The organism is Stappia stellulata (assembly GCF_020176715.1).
GTDB lineage: Bacteria > Pseudomonadota > Alphaproteobacteria > Rhizobiales > Stappiaceae > Stappia.
This window is the reverse complement of sequence record NZ_JAIVMF010000010.1, coordinates 129,195-149,994: the sequence shown is the minus strand read 5'-3', so window position 1 is coordinate 149,994 and position 20,800 is coordinate 129,195. Positions and strand designations below refer to the sequence as shown.

The 20,800-nt window shown below is 65.4% G+C and carries 20 protein-coding genes; 9 read left to right on the top strand and 11 right to left on the bottom strand.

The genetic code is table 11. The features are described from left to right. Window positions 1–2 precede the first annotated feature (2 nt). The 4 genes from LC092_RS13555 to LC092_RS13540 all read right to left on the bottom strand — a co-directional run bounded on the left by LC092_RS13555 (window position 3) and on the right by LC092_RS13540 (window position 3,364). Window positions 3–506 carry a TRAP transporter small permease gene (locus tag LC092_RS13555; protein WP_224807163.1) on the bottom strand — a complete coding sequence of 168 codons (504 nt, stop codon included), beginning with the start codon at window positions 504–506 and terminating at the stop codon, window positions 3–5. A gap of 99 nt (window positions 507–605) precedes the next feature. Next, the gene (gene dctP / locus LC092_RS13550; RefSeq protein WP_224807161.1) at window positions 606–1,616 is read right to left on the bottom strand and encodes a TRAP transporter substrate-binding protein DctP; all 1,011 of its coding nucleotides are present in this window, start codon (window positions 1,614–1,616) and stop codon (window positions 606–608) included. Between the two features lie 176 nt (window positions 1,617–1,792). Further along, window positions 1,793–2,443, bottom strand: a complete 651-nt coding sequence (locus LC092_RS13545; protein ID WP_224807157.1) for a DNA-3-methyladenine glycosylase I — start codon at window positions 2,441–2,443, stop codon at window positions 1,793–1,795. 201 nt (window positions 2,444–2,644) lie between these two features. Then, window positions 2,645–3,364 (bottom strand): protein phosphatase CheZ, encoded by a 720-nt coding sequence (locus LC092_RS13540; RefSeq protein WP_224807155.1) that lies wholly within the window; start codon window positions 3,362–3,364, stop codon window positions 2,645–2,647. Between the two features lie 250 nt (window positions 3,365–3,614). On the opposite strand from LC092_RS13540, the gene LC092_RS13535 reads away from it, so the two are divergent. The 4 genes from LC092_RS13535 (at window position 3,615) to LC092_RS13520 (ending at window position 6,837) form a co-directional block, all read left to right on the top strand. Continuing rightward, window positions 3,615–4,349 carry a DUF2927 domain-containing protein gene (locus LC092_RS13535; RefSeq protein ID WP_224807154.1) on the top strand — a complete coding sequence of 245 codons (735 nt, stop codon included), beginning with the start codon at window positions 3,615–3,617 and terminating at the stop codon, window positions 4,347–4,349. Window positions 4,350–4,637: 288 nt separating this feature from the next. Continuing rightward, window positions 4,638–5,366 (top strand): L,D-transpeptidase, encoded by a 729-nt coding sequence (locus LC092_RS13530; protein WP_224807152.1) that lies wholly within the window; start codon window positions 4,638–4,640, stop codon window positions 5,364–5,366. A 172-nt stretch (window positions 5,367–5,538) separates the two neighbouring features. After that, the gene (locus LC092_RS13525) at window positions 5,539–6,273 is read left to right on the top strand and encodes a hypothetical protein (RefSeq protein WP_224807150.1); all 735 of its coding nucleotides are present in this window, start codon (window positions 5,539–5,541) and stop codon (window positions 6,271–6,273) included. 72 nt (window positions 6,274–6,345) lie between these two features. Then, complete coding sequence (locus tag LC092_RS13520) at window positions 6,346–6,837, top strand: c-type cytochrome (RefSeq protein ID WP_224807148.1); 492 nt, start codon at window positions 6,346–6,348, stop codon at window positions 6,835–6,837. A 3-nt stretch (window positions 6,838–6,840) separates the two neighbouring features. Here the strand turns inward: LC092_RS13520 and glcF are convergent, their stop codons facing one another. Next, entirely contained in the window at window positions 6,841–8,199 is a 1,359-nt protein-coding gene (gene glcF, locus LC092_RS13515) for a glycolate oxidase subunit GlcF (RefSeq protein WP_224807146.1), read from the bottom strand. 146 nt (window positions 8,200–8,345) lie between these two features. On the opposite strand from glcF, the gene LC092_RS13510 reads away from it, so the two are divergent. Beyond that, window positions 8,346–8,987, top strand: a complete 642-nt coding sequence (locus LC092_RS13510) for a hypothetical protein (protein WP_224807144.1) — start codon at window positions 8,346–8,348, stop codon at window positions 8,985–8,987. A gap of 109 nt (window positions 8,988–9,096) precedes the next feature. Here the strand turns inward: LC092_RS13510 and LC092_RS13505 are convergent, their stop codons facing one another. Together LC092_RS13505 and LC092_RS13500 are read right to left on the bottom strand one after the other, a co-directional pair. Next, window positions 9,097–10,308, bottom strand: a complete 1,212-nt coding sequence (locus LC092_RS13505) for an FAD-binding protein (RefSeq protein WP_224807142.1) — start codon at window positions 10,306–10,308, stop codon at window positions 9,097–9,099. 11 nt (window positions 10,309–10,319) lie between these two features. After that, window positions 10,320–11,816, bottom strand: a complete 1,497-nt coding sequence (locus LC092_RS13500) for an FAD-linked oxidase C-terminal domain-containing protein (RefSeq protein ID WP_224807140.1) — start codon at window positions 11,814–11,816, stop codon at window positions 10,320–10,322. Between the two features lie 197 nt (window positions 11,817–12,013). On the opposite strand from LC092_RS13500, the gene LC092_RS13495 reads away from it, so the two are divergent. Both LC092_RS13495 and LC092_RS13490 read left to right on the top strand, forming a co-directional pair. Next, entirely contained in the window at window positions 12,014–12,964 is a 951-nt protein-coding gene (locus LC092_RS13495; protein WP_224807135.1) for a LysR family transcriptional regulator, read from the top strand. A 159-nt stretch (window positions 12,965–13,123) separates the two neighbouring features. Further along, on the top strand, window positions 13,124–13,525 hold the full coding sequence (locus tag LC092_RS13490; protein WP_224807133.1) for a c-type cytochrome: 402 nt from the start codon (window positions 13,124–13,126) through the stop codon (window positions 13,523–13,525). A gap of 148 nt (window positions 13,526–13,673) precedes the next feature. On the opposite strand, the gene LC092_RS13485 is transcribed toward LC092_RS13490, so the two are convergent. From LC092_RS13485 to LC092_RS13470, 4 genes are all read right to left on the bottom strand, one after another. After that, window positions 13,674–15,005: a DUF3422 family protein gene (locus LC092_RS13485; RefSeq protein ID WP_224807131.1), complete on the bottom strand. Its 1,332-nt coding sequence runs from the start codon at window positions 15,003–15,005 to the stop codon at window positions 13,674–13,676. A gap of 81 nt (window positions 15,006–15,086) precedes the next feature. Continuing rightward, entirely contained in the window at window positions 15,087–16,463 is a 1,377-nt protein-coding gene (locus LC092_RS13480) for a TRAP transporter large permease (protein ID WP_224807130.1), read from the bottom strand. Window positions 16,464–16,479: 16 nt separating this feature from the next. Beyond that, window positions 16,480–17,442, bottom strand: coding sequence for a TRAP transporter small permease subunit (locus LC092_RS13475; protein WP_224807127.1), 963 nt, complete (start codon window positions 17,440–17,442; stop codon window positions 16,480–16,482). 293 nt (window positions 17,443–17,735) lie between these two features. After that, window positions 17,736–18,773 carry a TRAP transporter substrate-binding protein gene (locus LC092_RS13470; protein WP_224807125.1) on the bottom strand — a complete coding sequence of 346 codons (1,038 nt, stop codon included), beginning with the start codon at window positions 18,771–18,773 and terminating at the stop codon, window positions 17,736–17,738. Between the two features lie 334 nt (window positions 18,774–19,107). On the opposite strand from LC092_RS13470, the gene LC092_RS13465 reads away from it, so the two are divergent. Continuing rightward, window positions 19,108–19,938, top strand: coding sequence for a FadR/GntR family transcriptional regulator (locus LC092_RS13465; protein WP_224807124.1), 831 nt, complete (start codon window positions 19,108–19,110; stop codon window positions 19,936–19,938). Next, window positions 19,935–20,753: a (Fe-S)-binding protein gene (locus LC092_RS13460; RefSeq protein ID WP_224807122.1), complete on the top strand. Its 819-nt coding sequence runs from the start codon at window positions 19,935–19,937 to the stop codon at window positions 20,751–20,753. The genes LC092_RS13465 and LC092_RS13460 overlap by 4 nt, the downstream gene beginning before the upstream one ends. Window positions 20,754–20,800 lie beyond the last annotated feature (47 nt).

Sequence of the window (20,800 nt, the reverse complement as noted above, 5' to 3'; positions counted from 1 at the left end):
CCTCAGTGATCGACGCGCTGCGGCGCGGCGCTGTCGATGCCGTTGACGGCGACCCGCAGGGCCTCGGCGAGCGCCTGGATGCCGAGCAGCGCGAAACAGGCGGGAATGGAAGCCTGCGACCACCAGGCGGGAACATCGAGCATGGAGCCGGTGGTGCGTCCGCGCGTGAAGGAATCCATCGCGATGCCGGAGCCGTAATAGACGATGACGGCCGACAGGACGACGATGAAGGCGAGCACGAAAAGCTCCTGCGCGCGGCGTGCGCCCGCAGACAGATTGTCGGTCAGCAGCGTGATCACGATGTGCTGCCGGCGATGCAGCAGCAGCGCGGCGCCGCCGAAGGTCGCCCAGATGAGGACCATGCGCGACAGCTCCTCGGCCCAGATGGTCGGATCGCCGAGATAGCGCATCAGCACCTCGTATCCGAGCATCAGCGCAATCAGGAAGTAACCCCAGCCCGCAATCAGGCCGGCAAAGCGCGAAGCGCCGTCGATGATCCGCAACATGAGAGGGTCCATCACAGAAAAAGGGCCGGAGCGAATGGACCGCTCCGGCGAGGAACTGGCCGGAACGGACCTGCCGCTCCGGCCGGGACAGCGCCTGCGTTATTCGGCGAGCTTGCGCGCCGCGTCGAGCACCTGCTGACCGAGATCGCCGGCATCGGCCGCGAACTGGTCGTAAACCGGCTGGGCCGCCGCCTTCCAGGCCGCGATTTCGTCGTCGCTTAGCTCGTAGACGGTCATGCCGTTCTCCTTGGCCATCGCATAGGCTTCCGCCTCGATGGAGGCCATGCGGTCGCGCACGTCCTGCTCGGCCTCAAGAGCGGCCTGGGTGATCCAGTCGCGGTGCTGCTCCGGCAGGCCCTGCCAGAAGTCCTCGTTGACCACCACGATGAACTCGATGTCGGCGTTGTTGGTGACGGTGATCGTGTCCATCACTTCCCACAGACGCCGGCTCTTGACGCCGGACACGCCGGTCATGCCGATATCCACCGTGCCGCGCTGGTAGGCGATATACTGCTCGGAGCCGGAGATCAGCGTCGGCGCGCCGCCGGCGGCCTTGATCCATTCGCCCAGTGTCTTGCCGAAGACGCGGACCTTCTTGCCCTCGATGTCGGCCGGGGTCTTCAGCGGCGCCTCCTTGGACAGCAGCACGACGCCGCCATAGGCCTGCCACCACAGCACGCGGCTGCCGGTGCCGAGGATCGCCTCGTCGAGCGGCGCGCGCACCGGGCTGCCCGGCGCGACGGCCTTGCGCACCAGTTCCTCGTTGTTCAGCAGGAAGGGCATGTAGAACAGGTCGACGGCCGGAACGTCGCCGACATAGCGGGTGAGCGACGCCACGCCCATCTCGATGGCGCCGGAGCCGACCGCCTGGGGCACTTCGCTGTCCTTGTAGAGCTGGGCGGAATCGTAGATCTCGACCGACACGTCGCCATTCGAGAGCGCTTCGACCTTCTCCTTGAAGAGCGCCACGTTCTGGCCGAGGTGGCTCTTCATCGGCAACTGAAGCGTGATGCGGAGCGTGGTCTCTTCCGCGAGGGCCGGCGACATCACCGATGCCACGCCAAGACCCACGCCAACCGCCAGACCGGCGGCGATGCGCGCAAGTTTCATCCTAAAACCTCCCCTAGGGGCGCCTTGTTGACGGCGCCTGTTGTTCGCTCGCGAGCCCGTCCCCGGCCGCGCATCCTTGCGGAAGCATGCGACAAAGGACCGAATCCCATCGTCAAAATAGCCGAATAAGATTCGGGAACGCAACGTTCGGCGAGATTCATACTACAAAAGTGCGATCACCCGCCGCCCGGCCGCCGGAACGCCTGCCGTTCCGCCTCCACGGTCTGGCGCATGCAGCAGCCTTCGAGGTGGTCGTTGACCAGCCCCATGGCCTGCATGAAGGCATAGACGGTCGTCGGACCGACGAAACTCCAGCCGCGCTTCTTGAGATCCTTCGACAGGGCCTTTGACGTCGGCGTCTGCGCCAGAACCGAGAGACTGGCATGGTCGCACCGCGCCGGACGTTCCTCCGGCCCCGGCTCGTGCCGCCAGAAATAGGCCGCGAGCGAGCCGAACTCGTCGCGCAATTCGCGGGCGCGGGCCGCATTGTTGATGGTCGACACGATCTTGCCGCGATGGCGCACGATGCCGGCATCAGTGAGCAGGCGGGCGATATCCGCCTCGCCGAACTCCGCGACCCGATCGACGTCGAAACCGGCGAAGGCGGCGCGGAAGTTCTCGCGCTTGCGCAGGATGGTCAGCCACGACAGGCCCGACTGAAAGCCCTCCAGGCAGATCTTCTCGAACAGCCGGCGGTCGTCGGCCATCGGCCGCCCCCACTCCGCATCATGATAGACGAGGTAGTCCGGCTTGTTGCCATGCCACCAGCAGCGCAATTGCCCGTCCTCGCCGCGCAACAACCCCTTTTTCACGTCCTCGTCGGCCATCTCGTTTCCGTTCCACTGGCGAGGGACGCGGGAGACCGCACCGCGAACGGCGTCACAGCCTCCCGCCCCGAAAGTTCCTGATTTGTTCACACTAGACTCCAATGCCCGCGCGTTCAAGCAGGGGCATTGGAGCGATGCGTCGTACGGTTGGAGCGGGGAAGCCGATGCCTTGCGCGACGTGTCGGATGAGGAAACGGCCGGTCAGGCGAAAAGGGCGTCGATATCGTCCTGGCTCGCGACGCCGGCGTCGATGTCGAGCGACGGACCGTTGAGCAGGGCCGCGTCGCCCTCGCGCTCGGGCCGGGTTTCCGGCTCGATCGACTTGAAGGTCTCGATGCCGCCCCAGATGTCCATCATGCGGACGATACGGTCCTCGATGAAGCGCAGCGTGTTGATGACCTTGGTGATGCGCTGGCCGGTGAGGTCCTGGAAATTGCAGGATTCGAAGATCTGGACGACCTTCTCCTGAATATCGTTGGCAAGCTCCGCGTCCTGGCCCGACAGCCGCGCACTCAAGGTGTTCGCGGTCTCGTCGATGAACTCGGCGGCGGAGAGAATGCCCTCGGTCGCGCCTTCCGTGCCGGAGACAACCGCGTCGAGTTCGTTGGTGACGCGGGTCATGTCCTGGCTCTCGGACCCTGCGGTGTTGTGCAGGGTCGCGATCTCGCGCTTGGTCTTGGCGATCGCCTCATAGATGGAATCGAGTTCGGCCTTGAGCTTGAACGCTTCGCCAAGCTCGGCCTTGAAGGTCTCGAGCATCGTGTGCCCGACCTCTTCGGAGGGGCGAATCAGCGCCTTGATCGACGCGATCTCCGCCATGATCTCCTGATGCTGCCGACCGCTGGCTCCGTCGCCGGTGCGCGAAGAATCCGACTTGTGCAATAGGCTTTCGGCTCTGAAAGCTCTTCTTGTCGCCGTCATTGTTTTGTCCGTCTCCACATCTCGGGCCGGGCGCCACCGTGCATGGAAAACCTGTATAGACGACGAGGTTTAAGGAAATGTTCCCGCCCCCTGCGTTTGCCCGCCGCCTCACCGGATACGCGCCACAGCCCGCCCAAACAGGCCGATCGACGACAGGCAATTTGCCGTTCCGCTCGGTCGCTCCATTTTGTATGGTCTCCGGCGACGATGGTCGTCGATCATCGCAAGACCCGGAAGCCGGAAGCCGCCCGTGCGCATTGCCAGAACCGTTTTGTCGGTCCTCCTCGCCACCCTGTTTCTGGGGCTTTCGGCGCCGCTCGCGCAAACCAGGGCGGCCCCTTACACGTTCTCGACCGAGGAACTGATCAGCGGCTTCATGAAAACGGTCTTCGGACTGGAGTACCGCTCCTGGAGCTGGCAGCCGTATCTGGTGAAGAAATACGTCGGCCCGGTCCGGTTCTACGTCCACAACCTGGCACGTCGGGACCGCAAGCCGGTGGCCTATCGGTTCATCGGCTCGCTCGGACGCAGCGTGCGCGGCCTGGCAACGACCATCGTGGCCAGGCCCGAGGACGCCAATTTTCACATCTATATCGTCGACCGCAGCCAATACGGAGATGTGGTGCGCGAGAGGATCTACAATGATCCGCGCGCCGATGTGCCGGGCCGCTGCCTGGTGCGGGTGGTGTCGGACAGCAGCGGCATTTCCCAGTCGGCCGCCGTTATCGTGTCGGACGAGGGCGACTTCCTGTTTCGCCGCTGCCTGGTGGAGGAGGTGCTGCAGGGCCTGGGACCGATGAACGACGATCCCTCGCTGTCCCACTCGGTCTTCAACGACCGCTCGCGCCACAGCCGTTTCACCTCCTTCGACAAATACATCCTGAACATGCTCTATCACCGGCGCATCCGGCCGGGCATGCGTCCGGCCCAGGTGGAGCCGCTCCTGCCCTCCATCGTCCGCGAGATCCGGCCGCTGGTGAACTGAGGGCGCCCGAAGGACCGGGAGCGGCGGACCGGCAGGTTAACGCCGGGGCCCGCGCCGCCGATCCTCTTCAGATCTCGTTGACCACGTCTGGAAACGCGGCGCTAACCACGCCGGCAGAAAGACGCATCGAAACCCGCCCAAACGCGCCCGGATTCACCTTTGCTGGTTTCGCCGGCCCTATCCTTGCGGCCATGCGTTCCGTTGCGGGAGCCTTGAGCCGGAAGGGTCAAAGGCGCCTGACGGCGGCGCGCGGCCCATGGTTCCGGCGAAGAGGTTGCGAGTACGTCGATGCACCGATCCCGAATTGTCCTGATGGCGCTGGCGCTTGCCTGCGCCCCGTTCGTCACGTCCGCGCAGGCGGATTTCCGCAGCGGCGCCGGCGCGCCGCCGCTTCTGCTCAGCCCCGATCTCACCGAGCCCTGGGTGTTGCAGCTGCAACCGCAGCGGCGCGCGATGCGCCCCGCGGTGAGCAACCGCCCCCTGCCGCGCCAGCGGCAGCAGGTCCGCCGGGGTACCGTGCGGGCCTCGGCTCCGGCGGTCGCCAGCCCGCGCCGCACCGCCCAGCGCGGCATCGATCCGCGGTTCCTGCCGACCACGGTTGCCTGGGACGGCAAGCAGAAGCCCGGCACGATCGTCATCGATACGGGCGCGCGCTATCTCTATCTCATCGAAAAAGGCGGTTTCGCCCGCCGCTACGGCGTCGGCGTCGGCCGGCCGGGCTTTGAATGGGCCGGAACCCATACGGTGTCGCGCAAGGCCGAGTGGCCGGACTGGCGTCCGCCGGCGGAAATGCGCAAGCGCCAGCCGAATCTTCCGACCTTCATGCCGGGCGGCCCCAACAACCCGCTTGGCGCGCGCGCGCTCTATCTCGGCTCCACGCTCTATCGCATCCACGGATCGAACGAGCCCTGGACAATCGGCCGTGCAGTGTCCTCCGGGTGCATCCGCATGCGCAACGAGGATGTCACGGACCTCTACAACCGTGTTCCGGTCGGCGCGAAGGTCCAGGTCATCTAGACAGGACCCGATCGTCGCCGCACGGACCGGACGTTCAGGCGCGCCCGCCTGCAACCTGCACCGAAATCGCCTGACGCGCCATGCGTCTGGCGGTTTGCGCCATTGTGAAAAATCCCTATAGTTTACCCGTGGCAGACGCGTTTGGCAGGTTTACGCCATTATCGGGGGGCTTATGGCGACGCAGGAGGCAGGTCGTGATCGCATCGCGGTCGCGAAAGACACCGGGGATGTGGAACCGCTGACGGCCGACGAGATACGTGCCGCCCTTCAGCGCCTTCTGTCCGCCCCGGCGCTCGCGCGCGCGCCGAAGATCAGCCGCCTGCTGGCTTACCTCGTCAACGTCCATCTTGACGCGACGCCCGACGCCCTGAGCGAGCCGGTGATCGCGGGTGCGGTTTTCGACCAGCGTGACGGCTTCAATCCCCGCTCCAATCCGATTGTGCGCGTCAATGCCTCCCGGCTGCGCAACGTTCTGCGCAAGCATTTTGCCGGCGATGGCGCCGCCGAGCCCGTCCATATTCATCTCGCCAACGTTGGCTATACGCTCGAGATCCGCCGCAAACCCCCGTCTTCCGACAGCTCCAGCGGGCGCGCGCAGGAACCGGCAGCGGCGCAGGCGAACCAGACCGTCAGTCGCTCCGCCGCATCAGACACGAGCGTGCCGCCCTTGCCGCCGGCGGCGGATGTCGCCAGCCCGCCCTCCGCAGAACAGCCGGCCGCCGCCTTCGTCGCGACGCTCGCATATCTCAAGCAAAAGCTCTGCGCGCCCGTATCGCTCGGCGTTGTGATCGCCCTGTTGATCGCGGTGTCCCTGTTGAACATCGCCTATACGCATTTGGTGCATACGACGATGCTGTTACCCGACCCGCCGTCCCCCGTCGCGTCGGTCGCGGTCTTGCGAAATTGAGCGGCCTCCTGCATCCTGCCGCTGCGTCATCCACGTAAAAACACTCACTTTGCACAGGGAGTCCCGCAGCCGATGCGATTTGCCCCGCTTTCGATGTTCAAGACCGGCCCGGCGCGCGTTGCGGCCTGCGCCCTCGCCTTAACCCTTGGCCTTGCCACCGTGTCGGCGGTCGCGCATCAGGGCGCAACCGGCATCGTCAAGGAGCGCATGGACACCATGTCGGAGATTGCCAGGGACATGAAGGCGCTCGCCGCCATGGTGAAGTCGGACAAGGTCGATGCGGATGCCGCACGGGAGATTGGATCCCGGGTCGCCGAGCATGCCAAGCTGTTTCCCGACCAGTTTCCCGAAGGAAGCCTGTCGGAGTTGAGCGAGGCGCGCGCGGAGATCTGGACGGATTTCGATGACTTCCAGGCCAAGTCGGATGCCCTGGCGACTGCGGCGGTCGACCTTGCCGAGACCGACCCCGACGACCTCGACCGCAGCGCGCTCCGTCAGGCGCTCAAGGCCATGGGCCAGACCTGCAAGTCCTGCCACGAGAGCTACCGCATCAAGAAAAACTGAGGGCTACCCGGCCGCTTCCTGCACGCGCGGCACCGTGCGCCCGGCAAGCGGCGTCTCGGCAATTGTCACAGGGACGGGACCGCCATACACCCAGTCGAGCAGCTCGACCGTGTGCACCACGGGAACCTCCGTGCCACCGCCGATCTGCGTCATGCAGCCGATGTTGCCGGTGGCGATAAGGTCGGGCCGCGTCGCCTCGATGTTGGCGACCTTGCGGTCGCGCAGCCGGCGCGCGAGATCTGGCTGCAGGATGTTGTAGGTGCCAGCAGACCCGCAGCACAGATGCCCTTCCGGCACGTCGCGCACCGCAAAGCCCGCCGCTTTCAGCAGGTCCTTGGGCTGGCGGGTGATCTTCTGCCCGTGCTGCATCGAACAGGCCGAATGATAGGCAACCGTGAGATCGGGCGCCGCGACCGGATCGCCGAGCGACAGCGTCGCCAGATATTCGGTGATGTCCTTGGCCAGCGCCGATACCCGCGCGGCCTTTTCTGCATAGGCCGGATCGCCGCGCAGCATGAAGCCGTAGTCCTTGACCGTGGTGCCGCAGCCCGACGCCGTGATCAGGATCGCGTCCAGGCCCTCCCCCTCGATCTCCGCCGTCCAGGCGTCGACATTGCGCCTGGCATCGGCAAGCGCCCGCTCCTCCTTGCCCATGTGATGCACCAGCGCGCCGCAGCAGCCCTCGCCCTTCGGCAGCACCACGTCAACGCCCTTTCGCGTCAGCAGCCGGATCGTCGCATCGTTGATATGCGGGGCAAGCACCGGCTGGGCGCAGCCGGACAGAAGCGCCACGCGCCCGGCGCGGGCCGGCGTTTCGGCCGCAAATGTCGCCGGACCTTCCATGCGCGAGCGTGCCGGTGCTCTGGCCGGCGCAAGCTCCAGCATCGCCCCCATCTGCTTCAGCGGTCCGCCGGCAGCCTTCAGCGCCCCGGCGAAAGGACGGGCAAAGAAGGCCGCGACCAGCGACAGGCGGAAGCGGTCGGGTTTGGGCAGCACGAAGGCCAGAAGCTCGCGCAACGCCCGGTCCGCCAGCGGTCGGCGATAGGTCTTGTCGATATGCGCGCGCGCATGATCGACAAGATGCATGTAGTGGACGCCGGAGGGACAGGTCGTCATGCAGGACAGGCACGACAGGCAGCGGTCGATGTGTTTCACCGTGCGCGCGTCGGCCGGCCGGTCGTTCTCCAGCATCTCCTTGATCAGGTAGATGCGGCCGCGCGGGCTGTCGAGTTCATCGCCCAGAAGCGCGAAGGTCGGGCAGGTGGCCGTGCAAAAGCCGCAGTGCACGCATTTGCGCAGGATCTTCTCGGATTCCGCGACATGCGGATCGGCCAGCTGGTGAATCGAGAAATTCGTCTGCATCCGACCCTGTTCCTCTTCCATCGACGATTGCGGCGTTTGTCGAACATGAACGCCGGATTGAGATCTGCGTCACAGTGCGTTCAGGCGGCTTGCCCTAAGGCTTGTTTCCAAGGCGAGGCACACACAAACGCCTTGGAGTGTTTTCGATGCACACGACCCGGACAATCCTAATCGCATCCACGCTTGTCGTTTCGCTCGTTTCCGCGGCTTCGGCCAAGGACTGGATCGAGACCGTGAGCCTCACGAAAGACGGCATCGATGCCGTCCCGATCGAAGTCTCGGCCGATGCCGGCGGCTATACGAAGATCAAGAGTTCCGGCCACCGGTTCCTGCTGAAGCTGCATGCCCGCGCCACCAGCGGCGAGCGCATCGTCGCCATGAAGCTCGGCGCCTTCAAGGGCGTCCTCTACTTCGAGGGCGACGGCGGCAAGTGGAGCCGGTCCTTCGCCAACCGCGATGTCGGTTCGGGCACCCGGCGCACCGTGACCCTCAACGTCAGCCCGGTCGTGCCGACCGCCAAGACCGCCTGGCAGGGGCCGTCGCCGAAACAGGCCTGCGAGATCAACCTGACCAACCAGAGGGCCAAGGGCCTGCGGAAGTCCGCCGTTCTTCTCAAGACCTGGACCGTCAGCGCCCGCGCCTATTTCGAGCTCGACGCGGTCGCTGCCCGCAAGAACAAGGCCAAGAACAACACATGGTCGATCAAGACCACGACCAACCAGCGCGACGGCATGACCTATCAGGTGCCGGTCCAATGCAACGCCGGGCTGAAGAAAAAAACCTCCTGAACCGGAGCCGGCACGGGTCCGCGCCGCCCCGGCGCGGACCGTCTCGAACCAGGCATCGCGCAGCGTTGGGGCTGCGCGCCCGCCGGAAGCCGTCGATCCCCTCATCTCCTCACGACCCCATCCGTCCGGGGTTGAGCACGCCGTGCGGATCGAACTGCGCCTTGATCCGCGCGGACAAGGCGGCAAGCGCCTCAGGCTGCGGCTGGAACACCGCAACGGCGGTGCGGAGGGGCGCCGGCGCGCGCACCAGCATCGCATGCCCGCCGCCCACGTCAGCCACGGCCGCGCGCACGGCATCCGCCTGCGGATCCTCTCCCGACACCGCCAGCCAGACCAGACCGCCCGACCAGTCGCAATAGGCCTGGCAGGCAAACGCCGCCTGCACCCGCGCGATGAAATCGGCTCCGGCTGTCGGCGCCACGGAAATCCGCCACACATGCTCGTCCGTTCCCGCAAACGCCCGGCAATCGCGCACGTCCCGCCATAGCGCGCGCGAGGCCTCCGCCTCGAGCCGCGAGACCGTCCCGCCGACCTGCAGCAGCGCCTTGAGCGCGGCAAAGCGATAGTCGACGGAGGAGGCAAAGCCCTCCAGGCGCAGAAGCGTCGCCGCCCCGCTCAGCGCGTGGCCGTGCGCCGACAGCACGGCGGCGATCTCCGGCGGAAGATGCGCCGCGGCCGAAACCTCGGCGGAGGATCCCATCGCCGCGGTCATCGCCTGCGTCGCCTCGCGCGGGTTCAACCCCGAAATGACGAAGGTCGCTTCCATCTCCGCCCTTGGCTGCACCTTCAGCGTGATCCGGGTCGCGACCGCAAGCGTCCCCCAGGAGCCGGTCAGCGTGCGCGGCAGATCGTAGCCGGTCACATTCTTCACGACGCGGCCACCGGACTTGAAGATCTCGCCCCGGCCCGAGACCGCTTCCATGCCGAGGATATGGTCGCGCGCGGCGCCGAATTTCAGCCGCTTGGAGCCGGCGAGATTGGCGCCGATCATTCCGCCCACGGTTCCCGCACCCGGAGCGTGGCCGAGCAGCGCGCCATAGTCGATCGGGTCGAAGGCGAGCTCCTGGTTGTGCGCGTCAAGTGCTGCCTCGATTTCGGCAAGCGGCGTTCCGGCAAGCGCGGAAATCACCAGTTCGGCCGGCTCGTAGAGCATGATGCCGGAGAGCGCGGAGAGATCCAGCGCATGAGCCGCCTGAACCGGTCGCCCGAGCGCACGCTTCGAGCCGGTTCCGAGAACCTCCAGCGGCTGCTCCTCGGCTGCCGCCCATTGCACGGCTTCGCGAACCTCGTCCGCGCTGCGCGGTGACAGTGTATCTGACATCGACTGAGCCTTCAGAACCTGGGAATGTCGGGAAACGGCAACTGCCCCTTGTGCACATGCATGCGGCCGAGCTCGGCGCAGCGGTGCAGCACGGGAAACACCTTCCCGGGATTTAGCAACTGCTTGGGATCGAAGGCGCATTTGACCCGCTGCTGCTGCTTCAGATCGTCCTCGGTGAACATCTCCGGCATCAGGTCGCGCTTTTCGATGCCGACGCCGTGCTCGCCGGTGAGCACACCGTCGAACTCCACGCACAGCTTGAGGATATCGGCCCCGAAGGCCTCGGCCGCCTCAAGCTGCCCCGGCTGGTTGGCATCATAGAGAATAAGCGGATGCAGGTTTCCGTCGCCGGCATGGAAGACGTTGGCACAGCGCAGCCCGTGTGTCTCGCCGAGCGCACGCATGCGCGTCAGCACTTCCGGCAGGGCCTTGCGCGGGATGGTGCCGTCCATGCAAAGATAATCGGGCGAGATCCGCCCGACAGCGGGAAAGGCCGCCTTGCGTCCCGCCCAGAAGGTGTTGCGCTCCTCCTCGCTGGTGGAGACGCGCAGCGAACTGGCCTTGTTGCGCCGGGCGATCGCCTCAATCTCGCCGAGCAGGTAATCGACCTCGGCTTCCGGGCCGTCGAGCTCGACGATCAGCAGCGCGCCGGCGTCGCGCGGATAGCCGGCGTTGACGAAGTCCTCCGCCGCGTTGATCGCCAGTTCGTCCATCATCTCCATGCCGCCGGGGATGATGCCGGCGCCGATGATGTCGGCGACGCATTGGCCGCCGTCCTCGCTGGTGGGAAAGCCGATCAGCGCCGCGCGCGCCGTCTCCGGCTTTTGCAGGATGCGCACGGTGACCTCGGTGACGACGCCCAAAAGCCCTTCCGACCCGGTCATCAGCGCCAGGATGTCATAGCCTTCGGCGTCGAGATGCTTGCCGCCGAGCCGGATCACCTCGCCGGTGACCAGCACCATTTCCAGCCCCAGCACGTTGTTGGTGGTCAGGCCGTATTTGAGGCAATGCACGCCGCCGGAATTTTCCGCGATGTTGCCGCCGATGGAACAGGCGATCTGCGAGGAGGGATCCGGCGCGTAATAAAAGCCCAGATGCTCCACCGCGCGGGTGATGCCGAGGTTGGTAACGCCGGGCTGGACAACGGCCGCCCGGTTCGCCGGGTCGATGTCCAGAACCTGGTTGAACTTCATCATCGACAGCAGCACGCCGTCGCCGACCGGAAGCGCCCCGCCGGACAGCGACGTGCCCGCCCCGCGCGGGACCACTTTGACGCTGTTCTCGTGGCAATAACGCAAGACGGCGGAGACCTGCTCGACCGTCTCGGGCAGCACGACGACCAGCGGAAGCTGCCGGTAGGCCGTCAGCGCGTCGCTTTCGTAGGCGCGCATCTCGACGGCGGCGTCGATGACCCCCTCCCCGGGCACCAGCCGCTTGAGTGCCGCAACGATCTCGCCGCGGCGCGCCAAGACCTCGTCGTCGGGCCGGGGCATGACTATCCCGCTCATCGAGCGATCCTCCCTGATACATTTTTGCTGTGACGAAAACAAATCCGCCCGCTTTTTGTGCGCGTACACACCCAATAGAGACCAGTATGGGCCAATTCCGGACTTCGTCGAGGGTAAGAGCGTTCACGACCTTGGCAGACCCGGCTTTGTCCATAAATCGTTGAAGCCAGAGAAAAACAAATTCCGGTGCGTTGAAAATGAGCAGTTTTCCCGACATGGAAATCTTCGCGCGCGTGGTTGGAGCCGGGAGCATGTCCGCGGCCGGCCGGGAAATGGGTCTTTCGCCCGCGGTCGTCTCGAAACGACTTCGACGGCTCGAAGACCGCTTGGGCACGCGGCTTCTTCAACGCACCACCCGCCAGCTCGCGCTCACGGAAGCCGGACAGGGTTATTACAAACGCGTCGTCGCGATACTCGCCTCGGTCGAAGAGGCGGAAGCCTTCGTGTCCCGCCGGTCGGCGATCGCGCGCGGCACGCTGAAGGTGAGCGCGCCGACCTCTTTCGGTCGCATGCATATCGCGCCGCATCTGGCGGCCTTTCTCGCCGACAATCCCGACTTGTCCGTCAATCTCGACCTGTCCGACGAACTCATCGACATCGTCGGCGAGGGCTACGACCTGGCGATCCGCATCGCCGAGCTGGAAGACAGCAGCCTGGTGGCGCGCCGACTGGCGCCGGTTCACCGCATCCTGTGCGCCGCGCCGGACTATCTGAAGCGCGCCGGCGCTCCCGTTTCGGTGGAAGACCTGCAGGCCAACCACGCCTGCCTCGCGACAACGCAGCAGGACGTCTGGCGCCTGTCGGGTCCTCAGGGCACGGAGATGCTGCGCACCGGCGGTCCGATCCGCACGAACTCCAGCGAGGTCGTGCGCGAGGCGCTTCTGGCCGGGCTCGGCGTGGCGCTTCGCTCCACCTGGGACATCGGCCCGGAGCTGCGGGAAGGCAAGCTGCGCATCGTCCTGCCGCACTATCGCGCCTCGAAGAACGTCGGCCTCCACGCGGTCTATCCGAGCCGGCGTTTTCTGCCCGCCAAGGTGCGGGTGTTCATCGACTTCCTCGCCAAACTCTATGGGCCGGCTCCGTATTGGGACCAGGGGCTGGACGATTGGCTGACCTTGCCGGAGGCTGAGGCGGCTGCCGCGGAATGACCGTTTGCCAGCCGCATTCTGGCAGGAATCCAATGCGACAAAATGCCCGTCAGGGGTGACGTCGCGCAAGATCGTGTTAGTGTTCACCCGTACAGGAGTCAGGAATTCGGGCACGATCGGTCCCACCTGTAGCAAACGAGAATCTCGGGAGAGAAACGTATGAAACGTCTTATGTTGCTTGCTGGCGCCGCCGTCATGGCCATGTCCGCGAACGCCTACGCCCAGGAAGGCGACGCTGCCGCCGGTGAAAAAGTGTTCCGCAAGTGCCAGGCCTGCCATGCCGTTGGCGAAGACGCCCGCAACAAGGTCGGCCCGCAGCTGAACGGCGTTGTCGGCCGCATGGCCGCCGGCGTCGAGGACTACAAGTACTCCAAGGCCGCGGAAGAACATGCCGAAACCACCGGCGAGTGGGACGCAGACGAGCTGTTCGCCTATCTCGAAGATCCGAGCAAGTTCCTCGGCGGCCGGTCGAAGATGGCCTTCAAGCTGCGCAAGGAAGACGATCGGCGCGACGTCATTGCCTATCTGGCGCAGTTCAATGCCGACGGCACCATGAAGTGACGCAGACCGCCTCAGGCGGTCGTGTCCAAGACTTTCGAGGCCGGGCATCAGTCCGGCCTCTTTTCGTATCCGGCTCCGTCCCGCGGCCGGCGCCGCGCCACCACACCGCGAGGCCGGCGCCTGGCCGGACCCGTGATCTGCCAAAGCCTCACTCATCGCCCTCGCGCTCGTCATGATGGCGGCGGATGCGGCGAACGAACACGAAGACCGTGATGAGCACGACGGGAACCGCGATCCCCGTCATCACCCCCTGCGACGGCAGGACCGCGCCGACACGGCTGTCGGCCAGCGCCTTGGCGAGATAGGCGAACAGGCCGACGACATAGTAGCTCACCGCCGCGACCGACAGGCCCTCGACGGTCTGTTGCAGGCGAAGCTGCAGCCGGGCGCGGCGGTTCATCGCCGCCAGCTGGCCACGGTTTTGTTCCTGCAGCTCCACATCGACACGGGTGCGCAACAGCGTCGCCGCGCGCGCCAGCTTGCGCGACAGATTGGCCTGGCGGGTTTCCAGCGTCTCGCAGGTGCGCATGGCCGGCGCCAGCCGCCGGGTGAGAAACTGCGTGAAGGTGAAATGCCCGTCGCGCGGCTGTTCGCCGAGCGCCTCGAGGCGCTGCTTCACGATCAGATAATAGGCGCGGCTGGCGCCGAGGCGATAGGCGCTGGCGGCAGCACCTGCTTCCAGATCCGCCGCCAGCCGCGTCAGCTCGTCGAGCAGCAGCCGGTTCGCCTCCAGCCCCTCGCTGGCGCGCATGCGTTCGGCGATGCCAAGCAGCCCGGTCTCGATGATCGACACTTTCGGCGCCTGGCGGTTGGCCTCGGTCAGGCCCATCATGGCGAAAGTGCGATAGGTCTCCAGTTCCAGGAGGCGCTGGGTTAGCGCGCCCGCCTGCACCTGGTTGAGCGTCCGGTCGCCGATCAGGATGCGGGTCAGCCCGTCCCGGTCCTGGCGGAAGTCGGTGGCGATGATCGCCGCCTTCTGGTCGACATCCGACACCGACAGGCTGGTCTGGTCGAAACGGTCGAACTGGCGCTGGAAGGCGGGGCTGTCGGCCGGCAGGAAGTCGCAGCGCACGGCGACCATCAGCGGTCCCGGCGCGCGAAAGCGCGCCCCGAAGGGATGATCGGGCGGGGGCGCGGCCGGATCGTCCTCCGGGCCGGCCGGCCCGTCCCAGGTGTAGGTGATGAATTCGCCGTGCCGCTCGCGGCGCAACACGCTCTCGCCGATGCGCACCAGATGGTGGCGCGACGCCTTGCCCGGTCCCTGCTCGCCCACCGACTGGCAATAGCGGCCGAACCAGTCCCGGTCCGCCTCAACCGCCGTCTCGTCGGCGATGAAGCCGTAGCGCAGGAACACCCGCGGTCCCGACAGGGGATGGAACGGGCGCGCGTGCACCTCGCCGATGACCAGGGCCCTGGCCGGATGCGCCTCGAAGGCGGGAAGCCCGCTGCCCCGCGCGCCGTTGTCGTCCGTCTCTGACATCGATGCCGCCCATCTTCTTTGACGGCGGCCGGACACCTCCGGCCGCTTCCGGTTTCACGGCATTACGTCACGCGCGCTTACTCAAAGCAATGCGTTGGGAAGCCACAGGACGATCCCCGGGAACAGGATGCAAAGACCAAGCCCGATGAGCTGCAACAGGACGAAGGGAATGATGCCCTTGTAGATCTGCTGGATGTTCACCTCCGGCGGCGCCACGCCCTTCATGTAGAACAGCGCGAAGCCGAACGGCGGCGTCAGGAAGGAGGTCTGCAGATTGGTCGAGACCAGGATGGTGAACCAGATCAGCGCCACCTCGCCCACCCCCTCGAAGCCGGCGAGATGCATGCCGAAGTCGAGCTTGGCGACGATCGGCCCGAACACCGGAAGCACGATCAGCGTGATCTCGACCCAGTCGAAGAAGAAGCCGAGGAAGAAGATCATGCCCATCAGCACGAAGAGGATCCCCCACGGACCGACGCCGGCCCAGGCGATGAACTCGTCGATCAGCACCTCGCCGCCGAGCCAGCGGAACACCAGCGAAAAGCAGGTCGCGCCGAGGAAAATGCCGAAGAGCATCGCCGTGGTCAGGGCCGACCGATGGCAGACATCGCGCAGGACACTGAAGCGGAGCTTGCGATTGAGCAGCGCCAGCAGCGTCGCCCCGACCGCGCCGACGCCCGCGGCTTCCGTCGGCGTCGCGAGGCCGGCAAAGATCGAGCCGAGCACGATGACGATCAGGAACACCGGCGGCACGAAGCTCTTCAGGATCATGATCCAGAATTCCGCCCGCGTCGTCGGACCGATGTCGTCGGGCAACGGCGGCGCGAGCTGCGGCTTGAAGTGGCACAGCACCAGGATATAAAGCGCATAAAGCGCCGCCAGCAGAAGGCCCGGAACGATGGCGGCGACGAACACCGTGCCGACCGGGATCGACATCAGGTCCGACATGATCACCAGCATGATCGACGGCGGAATGAGGATGCCGAGCGTGCCCGACGACGCGATGGTTCCGGTCGCCAGCGGGATGTTGTAGTTGCGCTCCATCATCACCGGAAGCGCCAGCAGCGTCATCATCACCACGGAGGCGCCGATGATACCGGTGGTGGCCGCCATGATGGTGCCCATCAGCGTGACGGAGAGCGCAAGCCCGCCCGGCACCCGGCGCGTCAGCACCTGCAGGCAGTTGAGCAGGTCCTTGGCGACGCCGGATTTCTCCAGCATCGTTCCCATGAAGATGAACATCGGGATCGCGACGAGCACCGGGTTTTCCATCGTCGAACCGAAGATGCGGTTCGGGATGATGACGAGCCGGGCGACGTTGAAGGCGCCAAGTTCCTGCGCGAGAAAGGCGAAGCCGAGGCCGATGCCGCCCAGAATAAAGGCGACCGGAAAGCCGGTGAAGAGCAACAGTCCCAGTGCCAGGAACATGAAGACCGGCAGAAGTTCCACAAATGTCATGGTGTGTTTTCCCCGATCAATCCGTTATCGGGCCCTTGACGGCCACGTCTTCCGGCAGATCCGCGTGATGGGTGCCGGCATAATCGCCGGCGCGTTCGTTGAGATAGGTCGGGCCGAACAGATAGACGACGCAGCGGAATGCGGCCGACAGCCCGGCCGTGAACAGCAACGCGAAGCCGAACGGCAGCATCGCCTTGATGATCCAGCGATGGCTGAGACCGGTCTGGGCGGCTGACACCTCGCCGATCTTGTAGGAGTTGTTGGCGAAGACCCAGCCGAACTCGACGATCAGGTAGCAATAGGTCAGCAGGAAGAAGACGATGCCGACCAGCTCCATCCACACCCGGGAGCGCTGCGCCATGCGGTCGCGCACGAGCTCGATGCGCACATGGGCGTCGTAGCGGTAGGCGAAGCCGAGACACAGGAGGAACAGGACCGAATGCAGGTGCCATTCCAGTTCCTGCAGCTTGGTGCTGTCGAAGTAGAAGGCGGAATCGATGATATTGTTGTCGAAGTCCAGCATCTTGCGCTGGCTGACATCGTAGAAGATGACGAACATCGTCGGAATGAAGAGCCAGGACGCCAGCTTGCCGGCGCCGACGACGACCTTGTCGAAATCATCCGACGCGCCCAGCATCGTCTCGTAGGATTGCGGCGCATGGCGGCGGATCATGACGAGGGTCAGCGCCAGCACGACAAGCGATCCGACGAAGCCCGACATGCCGTCGTAGAACTTGAAGAAGCGCTTCGGATTGACGTCCATCATCTGCAGCACGGCGGTAAACCCGTCGGGCGCGATGGCGAAGGCAAAGATCGTGAACACCATGCCGGCAATCGCCACCGACAGACGCGCGCGGCCCAGACCGCCGATCACGCAGAGCGCGAATCCGGCGACGCACAACAGATAGGCCGGCACGCCGACACCCACCAGCGCTAGCGCCGCAAGCGCGATACCAATCAAACAGAGCAGCGTTGACATGAAAGGCTCTTCTCCCGGACCGAGACACCCGAACCCGCGAGAGCCCGCGGGATCTTCTGGACGAGGGCATTTTAACCGGCTGCCTGCCGGACCAGGGTCCGGAGCTGCAAGAGCCGGGCGTGACGACAAGGAGGTGCGCGCGCCGAACCGATGTCATCCCCGAGGGAATGCCGTGGCGGGAAAGACAGGCGGCCGGACCATGCCACCCGTGCGACGGGCGCACGCCCCGCCCGTCCCGGAAAGGACCGCGGGGCGTGTCTGCTTCTCGCCGAAGCCGGTCTACTGACCGTCGCTTACTTCAGATAGCCGAGCTCCGACCATCCCTCGTACTGGCTGCGGAATTCGGTCAGCGATTCCCAAACCTTGGCGAAGTTCGGGTTGGCTGCCTTCTCTTCCTCGACAACCTCGAGCCAGGCACCGCGCAGCGTATCCAGGATCGCCGGATCCCACTGCTTGATGTTGACGCCCTTTTCCTTCAGCTCCGCGATCGCGGCCGGCTGGATCGCCTCGCCTTCGGCAATGCCGTAGGTGATGTTGGCGTCGCACACGGTCTCGAACACGGCCTTGGTCTGGTCGTCGAGCGCGTCCCACTCGTCCTTGTTGAGCATCAGCTCGAAAATCGTCGACTGCTGGTGCCAGCCCGGGAAGTAGTAGTATTTGGCGACCTGGTAGAAGCCGAGCTTGAGGTCGATCGCCGGCATCGAGAATTCCGTCGCGTCGATCGTTCCGAGCTCGAGGGCCGGGAAGATGTCACCGCCGGCCAGCAGCTGCGTCGACACGCCGATCTTCTGCATGACCTTGGCGCCAAGGCCGAAGAAACGCATCTTCAAGCCCTTGAGATCGTCTACGGAGTTGATCTCGTTGCGGAACCAGCCGGATGCTTCCGGCGCGATCACGCCGCAGGCCAGCGACTTGATGCCATAGGCGCTGTAGACCTCGTCCAGCAGCTCCTGCCCGCCGCCGAATTTCATCCAGGCGATGTATTCGGATGCGCGCGGACCAAAGGGAACCGCCGCGAAAAGCGCAAGCGATGTATCCTTGCCGGTCCAGTAGCCAGGCGTCGACCAGCCGGCCTGCACCGCGCCGGACGCGACCGCGTCGAAGGTCTCAAGCGCCGGGACGATCGCGCCCGGCTCCTGGAATTTCAGATTGATCGACCCGCCGGACACCGCCGTCAGGCGCTCCGACAAGACCTTGCCGAGCGTGCCGAGCTGCGTGAGCGAGCCCGGATAGGTCGACTGCATGTCCCAATTGATCTCGTCCAGCGCCATGGCGGGCGCCACGGTGGCAAGGGACGCCGTTACGGCAATCGCTGATAAAATCTTCTTCACTGCACCTGTCCTCCCATCGAAAAGGCTTGCCGGAAAGAGTCCTCCGGCAGTTCCCCGACGTGATGCCTTTGCATCTCACGCCTGAAGCGGAACGATGTCTTCCCCGCGACTGCCATGGACCCCTGCCGACACACGAATTTGTCGGTGACGCCGTCTGAATGCAACCGCGAGACCCGGCCTCCCAACCGAGACAACCGCTCCGGGTTAATTGGATAACAATATTGACCACTCAACGCAACACGGAATAGATTGCCGGAAAGAAGACTGGCGCGAAGCATTTAATGTTGCGTCGCAATAATTACTTGCACGCACCGCAATATAATCGAACGGGAAAATGGTATTCCAGAAGATCCAGCACAATCGCACGGCGGATGCGGTTGTCGATCAGGTTGAAGAGCTTATCCTTCAGGGAGTCCTTCGGCCGGGCGACCGCCTGCCGTCCGAGCGCGACCTTGCGAAGAAGGTGGATGTCTCGCGCCCGATCCTGCGCGATGCGCTTAAGACGCTGGAGGAACGCGGCCTGCTGGCCACGCGTCACGGCGGCGGCACCTTTGTCGCGGACGTGATCGGGACGGTCTTCTCCGATGCCGTCGTGGAGCTTGTGCGCCGCCACCCGCCGGCGATCGCCGACTATCTGGAGTACCGCCGCGAGATCGAGCGGACGACGGCGCGCTTTGCGGCCATGCGCGCGACCGAGGCCGACCGGGAGATCATCACCCGCATCTTCCGCGCCATGGAAGAAGCGCATGAGAAGGCCGATTTTGCCGAGGAAGCCGAGCTCGACGTCGAGTTTCACTCGGCCATCGGCGAAAGCGCGCACAACATCGTCCTGCTGCACACATTGCGCTCCTGCTACCGGCTGCTGGCCGACGGCGTCTTTTACAATCGGGCGCAACTCTACCGCAATCCCGGCTCGCGCGAGCAGTTGCTGTGCCAGCACCGCGCCATCTACACTGCGGTGATGGACGGCGACCCGGAGGCCGCCACAAAGGCGGCGACGGCGCATATAGACTACGTCGAGCAGGTGGTGCATGAAGTCGCGCGCACCGGCAACTGGAACAATGTGTCGGCCATGCGCCTGGAGCAAAGGCTCGACACCAAGCAGGACGATACGCGGCGGCGGCGTGCCCCCCGCCGCTCCACAGAGGAAGCGACGACCCCATGACATCTTCCGCGCCGCAGGATCCGCCCCTTGCCGATGTCCAGGGCGGCGGCGCGCCGGGCAGGCCGAAGGTCGGCCTGTTCGTCACCTGCCTCGTCGACCTGTTCCGCCCCAGCGTCGGCTTTGCCGCCGTCAAGCTGATGGAGGACGCCGGCTGCACGGTCGAGGTACCGGCGGCACAGACCTGCTGCGGACAGCCGGCCTTCAACTCCGGCGACCGCGATGACACGCGCGCCATCGCCGCCTCGGTGATCCGCGCTTTCGAGGGCTATGATTATGTCGTCGCCCCGTCCGGCTCCTGCGCCGGCATGCTGAAGAAGCACTATGTCGAACTCTTCGAGGACGACCCGGCGATGAAGCAGCGCGCGGAAGCGTTCTCCGCAAGGGTGTTCGAGCTTGTCAGCTTCCTGACCGACGTGCTCGGCGTGTCGTCGGTCGATGCGCGCTTCGAGGGAACCGCGACCTATCACGACAGTTGCTCGGGCCTGCGCGAGCTCGGCATCCAGAGCCAGCCGCGCAAGCTGCTGGCAACGGTCGACGGGCTGGAGCTCAGCGAAATGCGCGACAGCGACGTCTGCTGCGGCTTCGGCGGTACCTTCTGCGTGAAATATCCCGACATTTCCAACAAGATCGTCGGCGAAAAGACCAGGACCATCGCCGAGACCGGGGCGGACGTCCTGCTCGCCGGCGACCTCGGCTGCCTGATGAACATGGCCGGAAAGCTGAAGCGCGAGGGCACCGCCATCGAGGTGCGGCACGTGGCGGAAGTGCTTGCCGGCATGACGGACCAGCCGGCGATCGGCGGCGGCCGGCGCTAGACACCAATTCCCGGCGGACCGGTGAACGCGACCCGCAACGGGCCCCG

Bases quoted from the DNA above. Each gene is read 5' to 3' on its own strand.
- LC092_RS13555 (WP_224807163.1), bottom strand. From the start codon at position 506: ATGTTGCGGATCATCGACGGCGCTTCGCGCTTTGCCGGCCTGATTGCG.
- dctP (WP_224807161.1), bottom strand. From the start codon at position 1,616: ATGAAACTTGCGCGCATCGCCGCCGGTCTGGCGGTTGGCGTGGGTCTT.
- LC092_RS13545 (WP_224807157.1), bottom strand. From the start codon at position 2,443: ATGGCCGACGAGGACGTGAAAAAGGGGTTGTTGCGCGGCGAGGACGGG.
- LC092_RS13540 (WP_224807155.1), bottom strand. From the start codon at position 3,364: ATGACGGCGACAAGAAGAGCTTTCAGAGCCGAAAGCCTATTGCACAAG.
- LC092_RS13530 (WP_224807152.1), top strand. From the start codon at position 4,638: ATGCACCGATCCCGAATTGTCCTGATGGCGCTGGCGCTTGCCTGCGCC.
- LC092_RS13525 (WP_224807150.1), top strand. From the start codon at position 5,539: ATGGCGACGCAGGAGGCAGGTCGTGATCGCATCGCGGTCGCGAAAGAC.
- LC092_RS13520 (WP_224807148.1), top strand. From the start codon at position 6,346: ATGCGATTTGCCCCGCTTTCGATGTTCAAGACCGGCCCGGCGCGCGTT.
- glcF (WP_224807146.1), bottom strand. From the start codon at position 8,199: ATGCAGACGAATTTCTCGATTCACCAGCTGGCCGATCCGCATGTCGCG.
- LC092_RS13510 (WP_224807144.1), top strand. From the start codon at position 8,346: ATGCACACGACCCGGACAATCCTAATCGCATCCACGCTTGTCGTTTCG.
- LC092_RS13505 (WP_224807142.1), bottom strand. From the start codon at position 10,308: ATGTCAGATACACTGTCACCGCGCAGCGCGGACGAGGTTCGCGAAGCC.
- LC092_RS13500 (WP_224807140.1), bottom strand. From the start codon at position 11,816: ATGAGCGGGATAGTCATGCCCCGGCCCGACGACGAGGTCTTGGCGCGC.
- LC092_RS13495 (WP_224807135.1), top strand. From the start codon at position 12,014: ATGAGCAGTTTTCCCGACATGGAAATCTTCGCGCGCGTGGTTGGAGCC.
- LC092_RS13490 (WP_224807133.1), top strand. From the start codon at position 13,124: ATGAAACGTCTTATGTTGCTTGCTGGCGCCGCCGTCATGGCCATGTCC.
- LC092_RS13485 (WP_224807131.1), bottom strand. From the start codon at position 15,005: ATGTCAGAGACGGACGACAACGGCGCGCGGGGCAGCGGGCTTCCCGCC.
- LC092_RS13480 (WP_224807130.1), bottom strand. From the start codon at position 16,463: ATGACATTTGTGGAACTTCTGCCGGTCTTCATGTTCCTGGCACTGGGA.
- LC092_RS13475 (WP_224807127.1), bottom strand. From the start codon at position 17,442: ATGTCAACGCTGCTCTGTTTGATTGGTATCGCGCTTGCGGCGCTAGCG.
- LC092_RS13465 (WP_224807124.1), top strand. From the start codon at position 19,108: ATGGTATTCCAGAAGATCCAGCACAATCGCACGGCGGATGCGGTTGTC.
- LC092_RS13460 (WP_224807122.1), top strand. From the start codon at position 19,935: ATGACATCTTCCGCGCCGCAGGATCCGCCCCTTGCCGATGTCCAGGGC.